The following is a 15,688-nucleotide window of genomic DNA, read 5'->3' on the forward strand; positions in this document are numbered from 1 at the left end:
CTGGGGACTGGGGACTGGAGATTAGGGAGAGACTTCTTCAATATTCTTTGTCCCCCTTGTCCCTCCACAGTTATGAGCGCCGGAAGTCGGCGCTTAGACTTTTCTCTTTGTCCCAGTCCCTAATCCCCAGTCCCCAATCCCAGATCATTTTGTTTCAACTAACGGGGAAAGAGCGAAATGGACTTGAAATTGCATGGTAAATCCGCCTTGGTAAGTGGCTCAACCGCAGGTATTGGAATGGCGATCGCTCTTGGGTTAGCTCAAGAGGGTGCATCAGTAATTGTCAACGGTCGGTCTGAAGAAAGAGTAGCTCAAGCGATCGCTAAAATTAAGCATTCTACACCCGATGCGAAAGTTTCTGGTGTTGTTGCTGACGCAGGCACTGCATCAGGGGTAGAGAAACTCATTCAGGAGGTTCCTAACGTTGATATACTCGTAAACAATGTGGGTATTTATGAGCCAAAAACCTTCTTTAATATTACTGATGAAGACTGGTCAAAGATATTTGAGGTTAACGTCCTCAGTGGAGTCCGTTTGAGTCGGCAATATCTGCAAAAGCAGCTAGAGCAAAATTGGGGACGGATAATTTTTATTTCCAGCGAATCTGCGATTCAGATCCCAGTGGAAATGATTCACTACGGCACGACTAAGACGGCACAACTTGCCATTGCCAGAGGTTTAGCAGAAATGACTATCGGGACTGGAGTCACAGTAAACTCAGTCCTACCAGGGCCAACTCGTTCAGAAGGAGTTGAAGATTTTATCAACAACCTGGCGCAGGAACGCGGTATTACTCGCGCTGACGTTGAGGCGGAATTTTTTCAAAATGTGCGTCCAAGTTCCTTAATCAAACGCTTTGCAACTAATGAAGAAGTAGCAGCGATCGTAGTTTACCTTTCTAGCCCCATAGCATCAGCAACTAATGGTGCAGCTTTGCGGGTAGATGGTGGCGTTATTCGGTCGATTGTTTAGTGTGTGGGATTAGGGACTGGGGATTGGGGATTGGGGAGAAATAACCAATGACCAATGACTAAAATAATTTGGAGATATAACCAATGAGTACTGATATCAACTTATTCTCTCCTTACCAATTAGGAAATCTGGAACTACCGAATCGGATAGTGATGGCACCGTTAACTCGAAACAGGGCAGGTCAGGGAAACGTGCCACACCAACTAAATGCTACCTACTACGTCCAACGTGCTTCCGCCGGACTGATTATTGCTGAAGCAACACAGGTAACTCCTGAAGGACAGGGTTATCCTGCAACACCAGGAATTCATTCACCAGAACAAGTAGAGGGATGGAAGTTAGTAACCGATGCTGTGCATCAGCAGGGAGGAAGAATTTTTCTGCAACTATGGCACGTAGGCAGGATTTCTCACCCTGATTTACAACCGAATAAAGCTTTACCTGTAGCACCTTCTGCCATTGCTCCTAAAGGTGACGCTGCAACTTATGAGGGGCCAAAACCCTTTGTTACTCCCCGTGCTTTAGAAACTTCGGAAATACCGCAGATAGTCGAACACTATCGTCAGGGAGCGGCAAATGCCCTAGCGGCTGGGTTTGATGGCGTGGAAATTCACGCAGCTAATGGTTATTTAATAGATCAGTTTCTCCGGGATGGGGCGAATCAACGCACAGATAAATATGGAGGTGACATTGAAAATCGTGTCCGATTTTTGTTGGAGGTGACAGAGGCGGTAACTAGTGTGTGGGATTCTAATCGAGTAGGAGTACGTTTTTCTCCCAGTGGGACTTATAACGATATGCGTGACTCCAATCCCATAGAGACATTCGGTTATGCGGCTCAAGCGTTGAACCAGTTTAATTTGGCATATCTGCATATTTTTGAGGCAATAGAGGCAGACATTAGACATGGCGGGATAATTGTACCCACTAGTCATATACGCGATCGCTTTACAGGTACACTGATCGTCAATGGTGGTTATACTCGTGAAAAAGGCGATGCTGTACTGGCAAACAAAGCAGCAGATTTAGTTGCCTTTGGCACGTTATTTATATCAAACCCCGATTTACCGCGACGCTTGGCTTTGAATGCACCACTAAATCAAGCAGATCCAGCAAGCTTTTATGGTGGCGATGAAAAAGGATATACAGACTATCCATTTTGGTCAGCTGCTAACGAGCCGGTAGCTAAGGCGTAATTCTTTTCATCTAAATAATTAAAATCCCCTTTCCACACTCGAAAGTATCAAATCCAACTGAGAAGTTTGAGATTTTTCCAAGATACAACAAAATGGTTGTGTAAATTGGTTGTGAACTATGAAAGATACTTTAGAAGAAGCGGAAATCAAAGAACGTGTTAACGATTGGCTAGCTGCGTTTAGTGCAGGCGACAAACCCTTTGATTTTTCTGTCTTAGACAATCTTTATTGGCAAGATGAACAATTGCTCGCCTTCGATACCCTCTCGCCGCAGACCACTCGAATTCAAGGATGGCAATCTTATGAGGAGATATGGAAGCCCTTCATGACAGCAATGGCACAGTGGCAAGTTGAATCAGTTGGAGATATTCAGATATTTACAGGCGATAATATTACCGTCTCTGCTCTGATTTTTGAGAGTACAGCAGCTACCATAGCGAATGAGGCGGTTAAAATTACGGCTCATGCGACGCTTGTGTGGCAAAAGCGAGAGGGACAATGGCGGATTATCCACGAGCATATCTCTAATCCGGTTAACATTGCCAATTAGAGAGAAACATAATTACATTGCCCTGCTCTTTAACGTTTTCAATCACTTTAGATATAAAATCCGAAATCTTGTCATAACTCAACTATCAGGAGATTCTCATGAGTTCCATCACTCAAACCCAAGCTTTAGATGTACCTAGTGCGATCGCTCAACGTCGTTCCATCAAAACTTTTAAAACAGACCCCATCACCCCAGAACTACTCAAACAACTAGTAGAGTTAACCGTGGCTGCACCCAGCAGCTATAATATCCAGGACTGGCAAATTATTCTTGTGCAAGATGAAACACAAAAGGCCGCACTATCAGCAGCATCTTTTAATCAACAGCAAATTGTTCAAGCACCTGTAACCTTTGTCTTTGCCGCCGATCCTAACGCAGGCGAACAAAACTTGGCCCCAATTCTAGAGCAGGGACTGGAAACTGGGGCATGGAATGAAGGTACAGTAAACTACTTTAAAACCGCCGTTCCGCAATTTCAATCAACGCTGGGCGACAAGCGACGCGAATATGCGATCAAAGATGCCATCATTGCCGCTACCCATTTGGTGTTAGCAGCAGAAAGTCTGGGATTATCCACTTGTTTTATGAATGGTTGGATTGAGGATCAAGTAAAACAAGTGATTGGTGCTGGGGGAAATTCAGATTTAGCGATCGCTGTTTTAGTTCCTGTTGGCTATGCAGCAGAACCACGCTTAAATCCAGGTCGTTTGCCATTTTCCTCCAACGTCTCTGTGGATAGAATCGGTAATCCTTATGCAGGGTAGTTCTCTTTAAATCGGGAATTGACATATATAGGACTCCGATTTGATTTCTGAAAATATACTGAAACTGAAAAGCCAGTTTTCTCAAGGTTTTATCTGAAATCTTGTTCAGAAATCAGATGTGAGTCCTATAGTCGTTACTGCATGGTTAAGGTAGAGAAAATCGAGTCAATTAGCTGAATTATTTAAAACCTCAGCGATCGCCTGGGAAATCGGTAAGCCAGAACAGCGTTCCAGCCAGAAAAACTCGCCAACTGGATTAACTTCAAGGAATACATGACGACCATCAGGAGTCAAAATAATATCAAGCGCCCCATAGTTTAAACGGAATTCTGCCATGAGTTTGAGCAATTTCTCTTCGACATCTTTGGGCAAAGTGTATGACGCCCAAGCGTCGAGTAAGGCGATTCCCTGTTTGCGCCAGTCATAACGTGCTTTATCCAAAGCTTGAGAATCAACCGCAGCCGTTAGCACACGCTTACCTACAATAATTGTCCGCAATTCCAATGCCTTGGGAATTTTCTCTTGAAATGTCATTGGGCAGAAACGTAAGCCATCAAGGTTGTCTAGATCCTGGGATGAAATTGGATTTGTAAACACAACTTTTTCTCGCCCTTGCTCATCATAAATAGCAAAGGAAGAGAGCATTTTTGTAATCATTCCCTGCTGACACTCTTGGGCAAATTGCTTTACTGCAACTGGATTATTTGTAGTCAGAGTGCGTGGCGTATCTAAACCGATATCTCTTGCTATTTGTAATTGCAGTTGCTTATTTTCGGCTCGGCGAATATTTGGCATAGGGTCAAGATGAAACCCCCTGATACTAGCAATCATTCCCTCAATACTGACGCGAGATTCTTTCAATGAGGCTTGTCTAAGTTGCCTGTCCATCGAGTGGGGAATTTTTGATCCAATTGCAATGCGCCGATACCAAACTGCTGACACTTCATCTAAATCTAATGTCTGGTCATCGACACTCAGAATCACTCGCTTAGTACTACCATAGTAAATATCTAACTGTATTTCTGTGGGAAATCGGTCTGTGTCAAAACGAAATGCTTTCTTTCCTTGAGCTTCAATTGCCTGAATAACTAGAGGAATACTTTCGTTATCTTGGCTGTGAGTAATGATTAAAACAGTCATTTACAAATATAGAGAATGAAGTACGCTACAGATAAATATAGAAATTATCAGTTGGTTTGGAATTTTTAAGTAAGAGCATTTTACTTCGGATTTGTTGAAAGTAGTGCAGATGCGATCGCTAAAGCAATTGGATAGTCCAAATCTCTCTCCAGCATTCCCCACTCTCCTGTAGGATTAATTTCTAAAAAAACATATTCTCCTGATGGTGTTTTAATAAAATCAAATGCTCCAAAAACTAGTCCAAACTTGGACATAAAGGCATCCAAACAGCGGATTAGTTTATCAGGTAATTGATCTGGTTGCCAGGTAAGAATCTCTTTTGTCTCGCGTCGCCAATCCTGCGTAGATGCTGCATACTTAGACGCATCTAGCGCCCCGACAAAGAGATTGCCATTCACATACACTACCCGTAGTTCTTGCTGTTTAGGGATTTGTTCTTGAAACACAACTGGACAATAGCGCAGTGTTTCAGCATCAAGTAAATCTTCTTCTTTAACGGCGCTGGTATACATGAAAAAAGAAGAGGCTTGCATTCCAGAAGAAAGAGGTTTGAGCAGCTTGACAATCATTTTTCCCTTAACTTGGTGGAAAAATTCTCGTGCTTCTTGAGGATTATTGGTGACGAGAGTCCGAGGTATGACAAGACCTACTTCCGATGCAACCCGCAGTTGGCGTAACTTGTTTTCAGCTGCACTTATCCGATGTAAATCATCCACCCACTTAGCTTCTCTCAAGCTGTCCCAAAAGCCATCTAAGACTGCGAGTGATTCATTAGAACAGACTGCTTGAAATTGTGGAGCCAATTCTTTACCAAGATCGGGTTGCCAAATACGCCGCATCCATACTGCTTGTACTTGCTCGGTGTTGAGAAAGCAATCGTTATATTCTAGTGTATGATTGCTACTGGAGTTACTTAAGTTAGCTTGGAGTTGGAGTGCGATCGGAAACTTATCAGTATCAAGACGAAATGGCTGTGCGCCTAGTTTTAATAATGCTTCTGCAACTCTATCTATTGTAAAGTAATCACCACTATGGGTAATTAATAAAACTACATCACGATCAAGGCGCATAAAATGTTTTTATTAGTTTTTGCATTTTCACTATTGTTAACTATTGAGAAAGCAAAATTTTAAAAAAGTGAACTTAATTTTAATGGGAAGCCAACTCCTAGATGAAGTTGGCAAAGCTAACTGTATTTTTAATTCTGACAATAGTTTCAAAACCGCATCTCTGGTGTAGTCAAAAGTATGCAGCTATGAAGGTGAAGACGGCGAGCTATCCTCACCATCTGAAGGATACTTCTGAGTAACAAATCCCTCATCACTATCAGAAGGATACTTCTTGGTTACTATAGTGGCATCTTCTTGATCGGATGGATACTTCTCAGTTTGGACAACTTCATCATTCTTCTTGTTTGTAGCATGATTGCATCCACCGAGAATCGCTTTTGATTCTTCATCAGAAAGGTCTTCAAGGCTTTGCCCCTCCAAGAATCGAGCAAAGAATGGTACTGCTTGTGAATTCAACTCTTCTGGTTTGTTTTCAGACACAATCTTCCTCCTATAAAAACTGAACTAAATTTATACTGTATCTGATTATATGACATAATACTTACCAATATCTTTGCCAAAATAAGAGTTTATACATCAACTAACTCTCGGAAATTAGCGAAGAGATTAACTTAGCAAAATAAGTATTAATTTATCTTTTATTAAATATTTAATTTTGGGTAATTATGTTTATATAGAGTTAAAAATATAATAATTTTTCTTAAGCAAGTATGGACGGGGTGCAATTGCTCATGCACCAAAAACTTATTTGAAGCTGGTAATTGATATAGCACCCATAATAGAATTTCGGCTTGTAGGTATCAACGTGGGTTTAGCTTCAGACAATGACAGTTGACAAAGTTGAAGTAATTAGTAAAGTTCAGGCAATTGTCAAAAGATTCACTTAAATACCTGAATAATCATCTTTAAAAACACGACATTTCCAAAAATTATTCACTTCAAAATAATTCAAAATATTCTCTTTGCTCCCAGTTAGTCACCTGCTTTAAATAGTCTTCTGATGGCTGATCGGCGACGGACTGCAAAAAACGATTAATTTCACTCTGTTTCATCTTAATGATGAAGTTGATGAACTGCTGCCCCATTTTTTGAGAAAAAAGTTCGCTTTGGCTCAAATATGAAATTGCCTCTGGCAAACTTTTGGGTAAGGTCGGACTTTCTGTCGCGTAAGGTGACTCCGTTGGGGAACCAGGATCAACTTTACGATCTACACCATCTAATCCAGAAATCAATCGCCTGTTACCCTCCTGGTGGTTACACCATCTTCATCTAGATAATGGCGATCGCTGATACCAAATCCGTGATTCATTTGCCACCCATTAGATTTCTGAAATACTTAGCCCCCGATGACATTCTTTGCATACGAAAATATTTTAATCTTACTAATTATTCGGCTAGTGCGCGATCGCTACTTGACGAAATGGATAATACTTAATAGTGGGAATAAAAGAAAAACTAGTCAGGTACAGCACTATGGCTAAGTCTGTGATCTATTTCATCCATGTCGAAACCTAATTAATTAGTTTTTCAATTTTTTGAAGGAGAGAAAAATGAAGAAGTTCGCCAGTTTAATGATTGTCGGGGCAGTATTGTCAATTACTGCGCCAGCCTTTGCTGAAAATCGTGCAGTTAATATCAATATTGGCAGTATTGGTGGCCCCTTAGATAATGCCGCTTTGCAAACAATTCGCCAAGTTATCGGGTTTGCAGTCGGCACTAGCACCGTCGATAAATTCATTGTATATAGTCCTAGAGCAGGATCTCCTATTCCCATCGAAGGAGGTTTATCTGCTTGTGCTGAAGCTGGCTTCGGCATAAGCAATACAAAATTTAATGCTTTTATTCAACAACTGCGTTCAATTAATCCCAAATCAGGGACTTTCTACAATGTAGAACTTACTGCAAGCTGCAAACTAAAATAGACGTTTGCACTTTAGCGCGGTAGGATGGGCTTCGTACCTCAGCCCATCCATCAAGTTACACAACTTTTTTTCATCACCCAAGCCCAAAGATTGATTTTAATGATATTGACAAAACTTTACCTTTGTGGTGATTACAAGCCCTGCGACCTTTAAAGAAGTTGTATCCCCAGCAAAGCTGATAAATCTAGAGAGGCGAGGTGTTGATAAGCTTGATCGATGACCCGCTTACCTCTAAGAAAGCCTGTATTAGCTCCAGGACAGATATACTGGAGAGTTTCTGGTGTAAAATGTTCTAACAATAATCGAAGGCTTTGAATTTGCCTTGGCCAATGAAAGGTTTTAGCTGTCCGTAATGGTACTGGTAGACCATACTGGTTAGGGAGTAAATGGCGACCAGCAAATAATATACCTCCAAATTCACTGTAGTAGAGACAAGATGAGCCAGGAGAATGGCCTGGTGTCCAAATTACTCGTGCTGCGGCATCAAGAGTAAATTCTTGCCTAAAAGTAGTTACGGTTAAGCCTGGTAATAAATAGGCTTCTTGCTCTTGAATTAGCACCTCGCAGCCAAAGGCTTGCTGAAATTCAGCAGTCTTACCAATAGCGCTGCGATGGGTGATAAATAACCAACGCACGCCTTGATGCGATCGCAAAAAATCTTGATTTGTTTTTTCTAATGCCGGGCAATCTATGAGGATATTGCCTTCATTTCTTACAATAAAATAAGAGGTTCCCCCTAATGTGTCCCGATTGGGTGGAAAGGCAAAAATGCTCTCTTGGGCGAAGTCAGATTGCAGAGAACCTGCGCTGAGAACTTCGTTAGGGAAGACAGCCCGTGGCGGCTTAGTTGTATGACTTGGCTGTTGAGGTAAAGGGCACATAATCAAAGAACCGAAACTGAGGAGTTGTGGATAATTTGATTACAGTGCGGAAATTCTCAAAAATTGAAACTTGAGCATTAACCAGCACTGTTAACCGTTGTGAAAAAAATTGGGATTTGAGGTCTACCTTGTAGTTAATGCTATGGTGCTAAAGCTACTGGTGGGGCGTTTTGTCAAAATTACCGAACGATAACATGGCATTTTGGTTTCTGTTTATCCTCCTGTTGGGGCTAGCTACTTATCTAATGGTGCAGCGCAGCGTTGCTCACATTACCCGAACACCAGTATGGTTGTTATGGCTGGTTTTAATGACACCAGCATTCCTGTTAAGTGGGTGGACGCTAATTTACGGGCCGAAACAATCTCCACCACCACAGCTGATCCTCTGGTCGATATTTATCTGCACAGTCTTGTACTGGGTGTTGTTTCAATGGGGGCGTCAAGTACCAAGAGATACACAGACCGAAACCCAAACCCAAGCCTCAGAATCACAACCAAATATCCAGCCTACCCCAGAACCAATAGTGCGTCCCATTGAATCAACGGAAGAAACCCAACTACGAAATTGTTTTCCTTGGTCTGTATACTACGTTCAAAATATTGAGTATCGACCACAAGCCGTGATTTGCCGAGGGCAGTTGCGAACTAAACCTAGCAATGCTTACCAGCAGATTAAAACTAATATTGAAGCACAATTTGGCGATCGCTTCTTGCTGATTTTTCAAGAAGGCTTGAATGGCAAACCTTTCTTTGTCCTGGTTCCTAACACTCAAGCTGCAAAACAGACAGATACACCACCACCACGCAATCAAGAACGGTTAACTCGCCCAGGATTAGCGCTGATGCTACTAGCAGCTACTTTGATCACTACTACCTTGGTAGGATTGCAAAATGCTGGTGTTACTCTGCCGCCTATTTGGCAAATTGGATCTTTGTTCAAACTTCTATCTAATCCAGATGTCCTATTCAAAGGATTACCTTATGCTCTAGGATTGATGACTATTTTAGGCATTCACGAACTTGGGCATTATTTGACTGCTAGATTTTACAAGATTCGCTCGACGTTGCCTTACTTTATTCCCGTACCTTTCTTTTTGGGAACTTTTGGTGCATTTATTCAGATGCGTAGTCCCATTCCTAACCGCAAAGCTTTATTTGATATTAGTATCGCTGGGCCACTTGCAGGTTTTGTTGTTACCTTGCCATTACTAATATGGGGTTTAGCTCATTCTGATATAGTTTCCCTGACTGAAAAAACCCGACTTTTAAATCCTGATGCGCTCAATCCCAAGTATTCAATTTTACTGGCTATACTCTCGAAGTTAGCTTTGGGAAGTCAGTTAACAGCAAAATCAGCCCTCGATCTGCATCCAGTTGCACTAGCAGGTTTTTTAGGACTAGTTGTCACGGCGTTAAATTTAATGCCTGTGGGACAATTAGATGGAGGTCACATTGTCCATGCAATGTTTGGACAACGAACTGCGATCGCAATTGGTCAAATTGCTCGTGTGTTGTTGCTATTACTTTCTTTAGTTCGAGAAGAATTTTTGGTGTGGGCAATTATATTATTATTTATGCCATTGATTGATGAACCTGCACTGAATGATGTCACTGAATTGGATAACAAACGTGACGTTTGGGGGTTACTAGCAATGGCTTTGTTGATTATGATTATTTTGCCATTACCGCAGGCGATCGCTAACTTTTTGCAAATTTAGAAAGTAAAACAGAATTCAGGAGTCAGAATTCAGGAGTCAGAATTCTGAAGTAAAAGAGGCTTGATACCTGGCTTTGAGGCGAATCGTTTTGTACTTTACTTTCCTTGAAATTAGCTGTATCAGCGATCGCGATCGTTATCTCTCAGCAGCCCATAGATTTGTCTATGATGTTTTCCCCTTGTCTCCTTGTCCTCTTCCATGACATTCTCAAGCTTTATCGTTTTGCTAATTCTGGAGTCCGCCCTTTTAAGCCAATCATCAATTTCAGCATAAATACTTTTAATATCGGTACTCGCTGCAAAAACCATAAACCCAGACGACGAACCACCACCACAGGGAAGAAATTATTAGAAAATATCCGATCTAACAAATCGGTGAAACCTAAAATTGTCAGATTCTCTAGCTGACGCCAGCGTTCATAACCTTTGAGAATCTGAATATTGCCAATATCTTTACCCGCCTTGTGCGCGGCTTGAATTACTTGTGCCAAAGCTGCGGCATCCCGAATACCCAAATTTAAACCTTGTCCGCCGACGGGATGGCAATTGTGCGCCGCATCACCAATTAATGCTAGTCGGGGGAGAACATAGCGATCGCTTTGCATGAGTTGGACTTGAAAAACAAAGCGATCGCCTAGTAATTCCAGTTTCCCCATTTGATCGCCATAGCGGCGGCTGAGTTCTGCCAAAAATTGCTCGTCATTTAAAGCACACAAAGCTTTTGCTTCTTCATGGGGGGCAGTCCAGACAATGCGGCAACGGTTTCCCGGTAAAGGTAAAATCGCAAAGGGGCCGCTAGACCAAAATTTTTCGTAAGCCGTGTTATTGTGGGGTTTTTCTGGTTTGACAAAGGCGACAATACAAGATTGCCAATATTTCCAGCCCGAAGTTTTGATTCCAGCCGCTTGCCGAATTGGCGATCGCGATCCATCTGCGGCTACAACTAATTTGCTCTTGACTGTCTTTAGTTGATCGGCAATTTTAATATCAATGGCGACTATATTCTGCTGGTACTGCGTATTAACCACTTCCGCCGGACACAAATAAGTTACGTTGGGGCAATCTTGGACGAACTCTTGCAACGGCTGCAACAGCGCTTGGTGTTCCGCCACATAACCCAATTCTGCTGTATTTATATCATCTGTGGTAAATTCCACCACTTCGGGATAATTGGCATCTGAAAGACGAACTTGGTAATACTTGGCGATTTGCGGCAGCATTTTGTCCCAAACGCCAATTCCTTGATAAATTAGCGACGAAAGCTGATGAACTGCATAAGCTTGTCCCTTCGCTACCGCTACTGATGCGACTTTCGCCTCAATTAGCAAAATACTCAAACCAGAATCTTTTAAAGCAGAGGCTAGAGTTAACCCAATAATCCCACCGCCGACAATTACCAAATCGTATTCATATCCCCGCTCATTTGGCGGTGTTAATTGAGGGGAAATTTGCTCAAGCTGCGTTAGGGTCATTATTAAGTTAGGTTACAGCGTCTTAACTCTTATTTTGACGCGATCGCGCCTCCTAGAGCAAGTTAACAATTCAAAATTGTATCCCCAATCCTTGTAGAGACGAGAATTTTCGCGTCTCTGGGAATTTTTCCGTCTCTACAAATTATTTGCTGACTCGATAGATTGGTCTAACTTGACGATAAGTATTAAGTAAGCTGAGAAATTTTTGACCATCAAAATTTATCGGGTCAACTTTTTTACCAGAACGGTCTACTAAATGGTGCGTAGTGATGCGATGATCTGGAACTTGACTTTGAGCAATTAACCAGGAAAGAGAATGATATTGAGCTTCCGTGTAGCCGCTATGGTTTTGTTGGCTGCTAGCGTCATAACTATCTGGCGGTGTTTCTAAAGAGACGTGATAAGCAAAATTATTCACTGATGCCGGCAAATTCGGATTAGTCTGCACAGTTTCCACTCCCTCGGAACTCTCAAATACTGAGTTAGCCGCACCAAAAGCCCGCTTTTCTGGCGGTACTAGATAAACCACTGTTCCATCTAACTTGACTAAAGCGTGGTAGCTTGCTTGCACACTTTCATCAGTATGGGCTACTTGAAAGAAATTAACAGCGCTGGAAGCAGAATAACCAGTTTCATGAAGGACGATAATTGGTTGATTGTGGAGAATTACACCGTTAACATCTTGAACGTACCGTTCTCCATAGTTACTTGGATCAACCGAAGCAACTTGATAATTAGGTCTGTACTGTGCAAAAGCTTGAGTGGTTACATACCTTGCTACAGTTTTGTTAATGTTGACTGGGGACTTGATAACATTTTGAAATTTATTCTCTGGCTCTTTCGCTGATTGAAATTGCGCTTGGGGATATTGACCCAAAGCTGTAACCTGTGGATTGGATGTACGGGATATTGTCGGATTGTTGTGTAATTTTGTTGCTCGTCCAATTAGCAGCACTACAATTAGAGTGGCAAACATCAGCCAAATTAGTAGCACCCTAGTCACCCAGTCTGTAAACTTCATTTTTCTAATACCCGTAAAACCGTAGATATTAATTTATAGCTAAACTGGCGTGTCAGTCGTAGAAGCGCACTTCTGTAAACCCCTACCGCTTATAGTATCCAAATAATAATCGCTATAATACCTTAATTCTAGTCAAATATACGCTATTAGTATATGTTGGAACGCTAAGTAATTGTTTTAGATGCTTCCTCTGTCTTGGGAGCTATTTAAATGTTCTTAAAAACATTGCTACTGGTTCAGGTAATAGTTGATGAATTGTTTCTCTACAATTCAAGATCGCAATCTCAAATCTAATATAGTTAGCGTTTATACTCTGCTGCGTGATGTTCGCATAGCCACAGGTAATGTCCCTCTGGAGTCAAGACTTTCTTTAATCCACCCCAGTGCTGCTGGGGATCTTTTTCTTCCAAAAGTTGACGTAAGGCACGTAAAGCCGCACCATCAGCGCGTTCTGGATCTAAATCTTCACCTCTAGCAATTTTCTCTGCTAATTCTAAATCTTCAAATTCTTTGAGTTGAGGTAATTTTGCTGCTAGTTCTTTGGTAAATTCGAGATCATTTTTAAAGACTTTTTCATATTCTTGTTCGTTTAGCAAACTTAAAAACGGCCCTACTATGGGTGCAGCATATCTCAAGACACTAAATAATCTACTAATATAAGGTGCTGTTACTCTTAGCCATTTGGCAGGTTCATTTATTTCATATAAACCGCTTTCTTGAGTGGGATGCCAACAACCCGGTGCTTGGCAATAGAGTTGTAAATGTAGCTTTTGTCCGACTAGATTTTTCTTCCAAGCTTTAGCATCATGGGGACGCAAGACAAATACATTGGGACAATGAGCATCAATGCTTGCTTGTTCGCGGCGGAATGTATTGGTAAATTCACGTTGTATATGTTGCCGCATATCTTTAAGCTCATCAATAATTGCTTCCTGTCCACCAACAACTGTTTTTTCTAACTGGTCGATACGTAACAGCACTTGATCCTGGGTGCGCCAATCCAAACCGAAAAGCAGAGTTGATACTGCAACAGGTTCAAAACTTTCCTGGCATTGCATATCTACAATTGGTGGATGTCTAGTAATAGCTTTCTCTAAATTTGCATAATTGAACAAGTAAATACATGCTTCCCCATCATGACCAGGACAGGGAATAAAGCGTTGAATCTCCAATCCGGGAAACCTTGCCAGAGTTAGCTCAATGCCATCTTTGAGTAATGCAAAGAAATTCTGGGGGTATGCTCCTCGGACTGTTAATTGCAAATAGCGATCGCGAGGAAATGCTTGCACTAAAGCTAAATGTTTTTGCTCCGAATCAGCAAATAAAACACCATTACGCCAATGAATGCTAGTCGTGAAGCGGTGTTGACGCGCAATAAACCAAGTGGGAATACCCGCAGGAATGGTATCGAGTTGAAATTTCATCGAAATTTCATTGCAGTTGTCTGTTTGTTTGATTTGCTGCCATTTCTGTTCGTAATTCGGCGCGTCTAGGGGCAAACGTTCCACAACTAAACTAATATCCCGGTTTTCTAAAGTCCGGTAGGAAAGGTCAAAACGCTCCATCAGGCGCAGGAAGTGGTCGCGCATTGATGGCTCTAAGTACCGCCAAAGTTGATTCATTTCCTGACGGGTGAAAATGCCAAAGCGATCGCTTACATCTTTGCTTTCTAGGACTTTACTGATATATTCAGTTACCCACTGGGGCTTGAGAATAACAGTATCGTTAAGTTCTTCATTGTCTTGGAAATAGAGAATTTCGCCTAACTCATGCAGCCATCGCGCCAGCACTTCTTTGCTGATGTCAGCAACTTTGTAATCAGCCATGATGTCCCACAATTGCTGCGGTGTAATTTGTTTTTTTGCCTCAGTGCCGATGGCATTAGCAGCATTTAGCCAGGTTGTAGGCCAGATTTCCCCCATTAAAGGCAACTTAGCGGCTGCTTCTGCAATTGCTTGCCGCAGTTCTTCAATGCCATCAGCTTTTTTAGAGCTAATTTTATAGTGTTCGATAATCTGGGGGTACTTGTCGCGTAACTCTTTTAAAGGAAGGTCAGCATCTCGCTCATCGATGTGGGTAGCGACGAGTAAAATCGGAGATTCGGGGGCTAAGGCTTTGATGGTATCTAGCCAATAATAGAGTTTACCTTGCTCAAATCCCAGTCGAGCATTCCAGGCGAGTAAGAATAGGGAACGGTTGGTGAGAAAGAATTGATGGGTGGCGTGATAAATTTCCTGTCCGCCAAAATCCCAGGTTTTCAGATGCATTGTAGTACCTGCTTTTCTGGGATGGGTTAATTCCAGGGATTTAATTTCAATGCCGTGGGTGGTGGATTCTTGGGTGTCGAAGTCTTCACCGCGTAATGCTCTTAATAAGGATGTCTTACCTACACCTCCTTCACCGACAACTAGCAATTTAGAAACCCACTGCCGTAGGCTACCCTCTAACCTTTCTCGAAGATAAGTCAAAATTGCCTGCGTTCCTTGCTCGACAATCTCAGGCGGCGGCGAGGTTAGTTGGGGATTGTTATGGAGGGATAGCCTTGTCAAGTTGGAGAGTTGGCTGATTTCTGGCGGCAGGCTGCTGAGTTGATTGTTATCGAGGTATAGCTCAGTCAAGTTGGAGAGTTGGCTGATTTCTGGCGGCAGGCTGCTGAGTTGATTTTTATTGAGGTATAGCTCAGTCAAGTTGGAGAGTTGGCTGATTTCTGGCGGCAGGCTGCTGAGTTGATTTTTATTGAGGTATAGCTGAGTCAAGTTGGAGAGTTGGCTGATTTCTGGCGGCAGGCTGCTGAGTTGATTGTTATTGAGGGATAGCCATGTCAAGTTGGAGAGTTGGCTGATTTCTGGCGGCAGGCTGCTGAGTTGATTGTTAATGAGGTATAGCCTTGTCAAGTTGGAGAGTTGGCTGATTTCTGGCGGCAGGCTGCTGAGTTGATTGTTAATGAGGTATAGCCTTGTCAAGTTGGAGAGTTGGCTGATTT

General features: G+C 42.2%; 14 protein-coding genes. 6 read left to right on the forward strand and 8 right to left on the reverse strand.

What is annotated here, in order from left to right; all coding sequences use genetic code 11:
- Window positions 1-177 precede the first annotated feature (177 nt).
- The 4 genes from V7K79_RS02865 to V7K79_RS02880 all read left to right on the forward strand — a co-directional run bounded on the left by V7K79_RS02865 (window position 178) and on the right by V7K79_RS02880 (window position 3,482).
- A complete protein-coding gene (locus tag V7K79_RS02865; protein WP_335044527.1) occupies window positions 178-972 on the forward strand; it encodes an SDR family NAD(P)-dependent oxidoreductase in 795 nt (264 codons plus the stop codon).
- Between the two features lie 83 nt (window positions 973-1,055).
- Window positions 1,056-2,168 (forward strand): alkene reductase, encoded by a 1,113-nt coding sequence (locus tag V7K79_RS02870; protein WP_335044529.1) that lies wholly within the window; start codon window positions 1,056-1,058, stop codon window positions 2,166-2,168.
- 118 nt (window positions 2,169-2,286) lie between these two features.
- Window positions 2,287-2,718: a YybH family protein gene (locus tag V7K79_RS02875; RefSeq protein ID WP_335044532.1), complete on the forward strand. Its 432-nt coding sequence runs from the start codon at window positions 2,287-2,289 to the stop codon at window positions 2,716-2,718.
- Between the two features lie 98 nt (window positions 2,719-2,816).
- On the forward strand, window positions 2,817-3,482 hold the full coding sequence (locus V7K79_RS02880) for a nitroreductase family protein (protein WP_335044533.1): 666 nt from the start codon (window positions 2,817-2,819) through the stop codon (window positions 3,480-3,482).
- Window positions 3,483-3,647: 165 nt separating this feature from the next.
- On the opposite strand, the gene V7K79_RS02885 is transcribed toward V7K79_RS02880, so the two are convergent.
- From V7K79_RS02885 to V7K79_RS02900, 4 genes are all read right to left on the reverse strand, one after another.
- On the reverse strand, window positions 3,648-4,622 hold the full coding sequence (locus V7K79_RS02885) for an MvdD family ATP-grasp ribosomal peptide maturase (RefSeq protein WP_335044536.1): 975 nt from the start codon (window positions 4,620-4,622) through the stop codon (window positions 3,648-3,650).
- A gap of 80 nt (window positions 4,623-4,702) precedes the next feature.
- Entirely contained in the window at window positions 4,703-5,692 is a 990-nt protein-coding gene (locus V7K79_RS02890; RefSeq protein ID WP_335044537.1) for an MvdC family ATP-grasp ribosomal peptide maturase, read from the reverse strand.
- A gap of 183 nt (window positions 5,693-5,875) precedes the next feature.
- On the reverse strand, window positions 5,876-6,172 hold the full coding sequence (locus tag V7K79_RS02895; protein ID WP_335044539.1) for a microviridin/marinostatin family tricyclic proteinase inhibitor: 297 nt from the start codon (window positions 6,170-6,172) through the stop codon (window positions 5,876-5,878).
- 458 nt (window positions 6,173-6,630) lie between these two features.
- Window positions 6,631-6,924 carry a hypothetical protein gene (locus V7K79_RS02900; protein ID WP_335044541.1) on the reverse strand — a complete coding sequence of 98 codons (294 nt, stop codon included), beginning with the start codon at window positions 6,922-6,924 and terminating at the stop codon, window positions 6,631-6,633.
- Between the two features lie 318 nt (window positions 6,925-7,242).
- Between V7K79_RS02900 and V7K79_RS02905 the strand changes: the two genes are divergently transcribed.
- Entirely contained in the window at window positions 7,243-7,614 is a 372-nt protein-coding gene (locus tag V7K79_RS02905) for a hypothetical protein (protein WP_335044543.1), read from the forward strand.
- Window positions 7,615-7,763: 149 nt separating this feature from the next.
- Here the strand turns inward: V7K79_RS02905 and V7K79_RS02910 are convergent, their stop codons facing one another.
- The gene (locus V7K79_RS02910; RefSeq protein ID WP_335044545.1) at window positions 7,764-8,495 is read right to left on the reverse strand and encodes an MBL fold metallo-hydrolase; all 732 of its coding nucleotides are present in this window, start codon (window positions 8,493-8,495) and stop codon (window positions 7,764-7,766) included.
- A 194-nt stretch (window positions 8,496-8,689) separates the two neighbouring features.
- On the opposite strand from V7K79_RS02910, the gene V7K79_RS02915 reads away from it, so the two are divergent.
- The gene (locus V7K79_RS02915) at window positions 8,690-10,213 is read left to right on the forward strand and encodes a site-2 protease family protein (protein WP_335044546.1); all 1,524 of its coding nucleotides are present in this window, start codon (window positions 8,690-8,692) and stop codon (window positions 10,211-10,213) included.
- 214 nt (window positions 10,214-10,427) lie between these two features.
- Here the strand turns inward: V7K79_RS02915 and V7K79_RS02920 are convergent, their stop codons facing one another.
- The 3 genes from V7K79_RS02920 to V7K79_RS02930 all read right to left on the reverse strand — a co-directional run.
- Window positions 10,428-11,684: an FAD-dependent hydroxylase gene (locus V7K79_RS02920; protein WP_335044548.1), complete on the reverse strand. Its 1,257-nt coding sequence runs from the start codon at window positions 11,682-11,684 to the stop codon at window positions 10,428-10,430.
- Window positions 11,685-11,826: 142 nt separating this feature from the next.
- Entirely contained in the window at window positions 11,827-12,705 is an 879-nt protein-coding gene (locus tag V7K79_RS02925; protein WP_335044550.1) for a peptidoglycan recognition family protein, read from the reverse strand.
- A 299-nt stretch (window positions 12,706-13,004) separates the two neighbouring features.
- A partial coding sequence (locus V7K79_RS02930) for a COR domain-containing protein (protein ID WP_335044552.1) occupies window positions 13,005-15,688 on the reverse strand: 2,684 nt, incomplete at its 5' end.

It is taken from the genome of Nostoc sp. (assembly GCF_036917575.1).
GTDB lineage: Bacteria > Cyanobacteriota > Cyanobacteriia > Cyanobacteriales > Nostocaceae > Nostoc.

Coding starts and splice junctions, on each gene's coding strand:
- V7K79_RS02865 (WP_335044527.1), top strand. CDS start 178: ATGGACTTGAAATTGCATGGTAAATCCGCCTTGGTAAGTGGCTCAACC.
- V7K79_RS02870 (WP_335044529.1), top strand. CDS start 1,056: ATGAGTACTGATATCAACTTATTCTCTCCTTACCAATTAGGAAATCTG.
- V7K79_RS02875 (WP_335044532.1), top strand. CDS start 2,287: ATGAAAGATACTTTAGAAGAAGCGGAAATCAAAGAACGTGTTAACGAT.
- V7K79_RS02880 (WP_335044533.1), top strand. CDS start 2,817: ATGAGTTCCATCACTCAAACCCAAGCTTTAGATGTACCTAGTGCGATC.
- V7K79_RS02885 (WP_335044536.1), bottom strand. CDS start 4,622: ATGACTGTTTTAATCATTACTCACAGCCAAGATAACGAAAGTATTCCT.
- V7K79_RS02890 (WP_335044537.1), bottom strand. CDS start 5,692: ATGCGCCTTGATCGTGATGTAGTTTTATTAATTACCCATAGTGGTGAT.
- V7K79_RS02905 (WP_335044543.1), top strand. CDS start 7,243: ATGAAGAAGTTCGCCAGTTTAATGATTGTCGGGGCAGTATTGTCAATT.
- V7K79_RS02910 (WP_335044545.1), bottom strand. CDS start 8,495: ATGTGCCCTTTACCTCAACAGCCAAGTCATACAACTAAGCCGCCACGG.
- V7K79_RS02915 (WP_335044546.1), top strand. CDS start 8,690: ATGGCATTTTGGTTTCTGTTTATCCTCCTGTTGGGGCTAGCTACTTAT.
- V7K79_RS02920 (WP_335044548.1), bottom strand. CDS start 11,684: ATGACCCTAACGCAGCTTGAGCAAATTTCCCCTCAATTAACACCGCCA.
- V7K79_RS02925 (WP_335044550.1), bottom strand. CDS start 12,705: ATGAAGTTTACAGACTGGGTGACTAGGGTGCTACTAATTTGGCTGATG.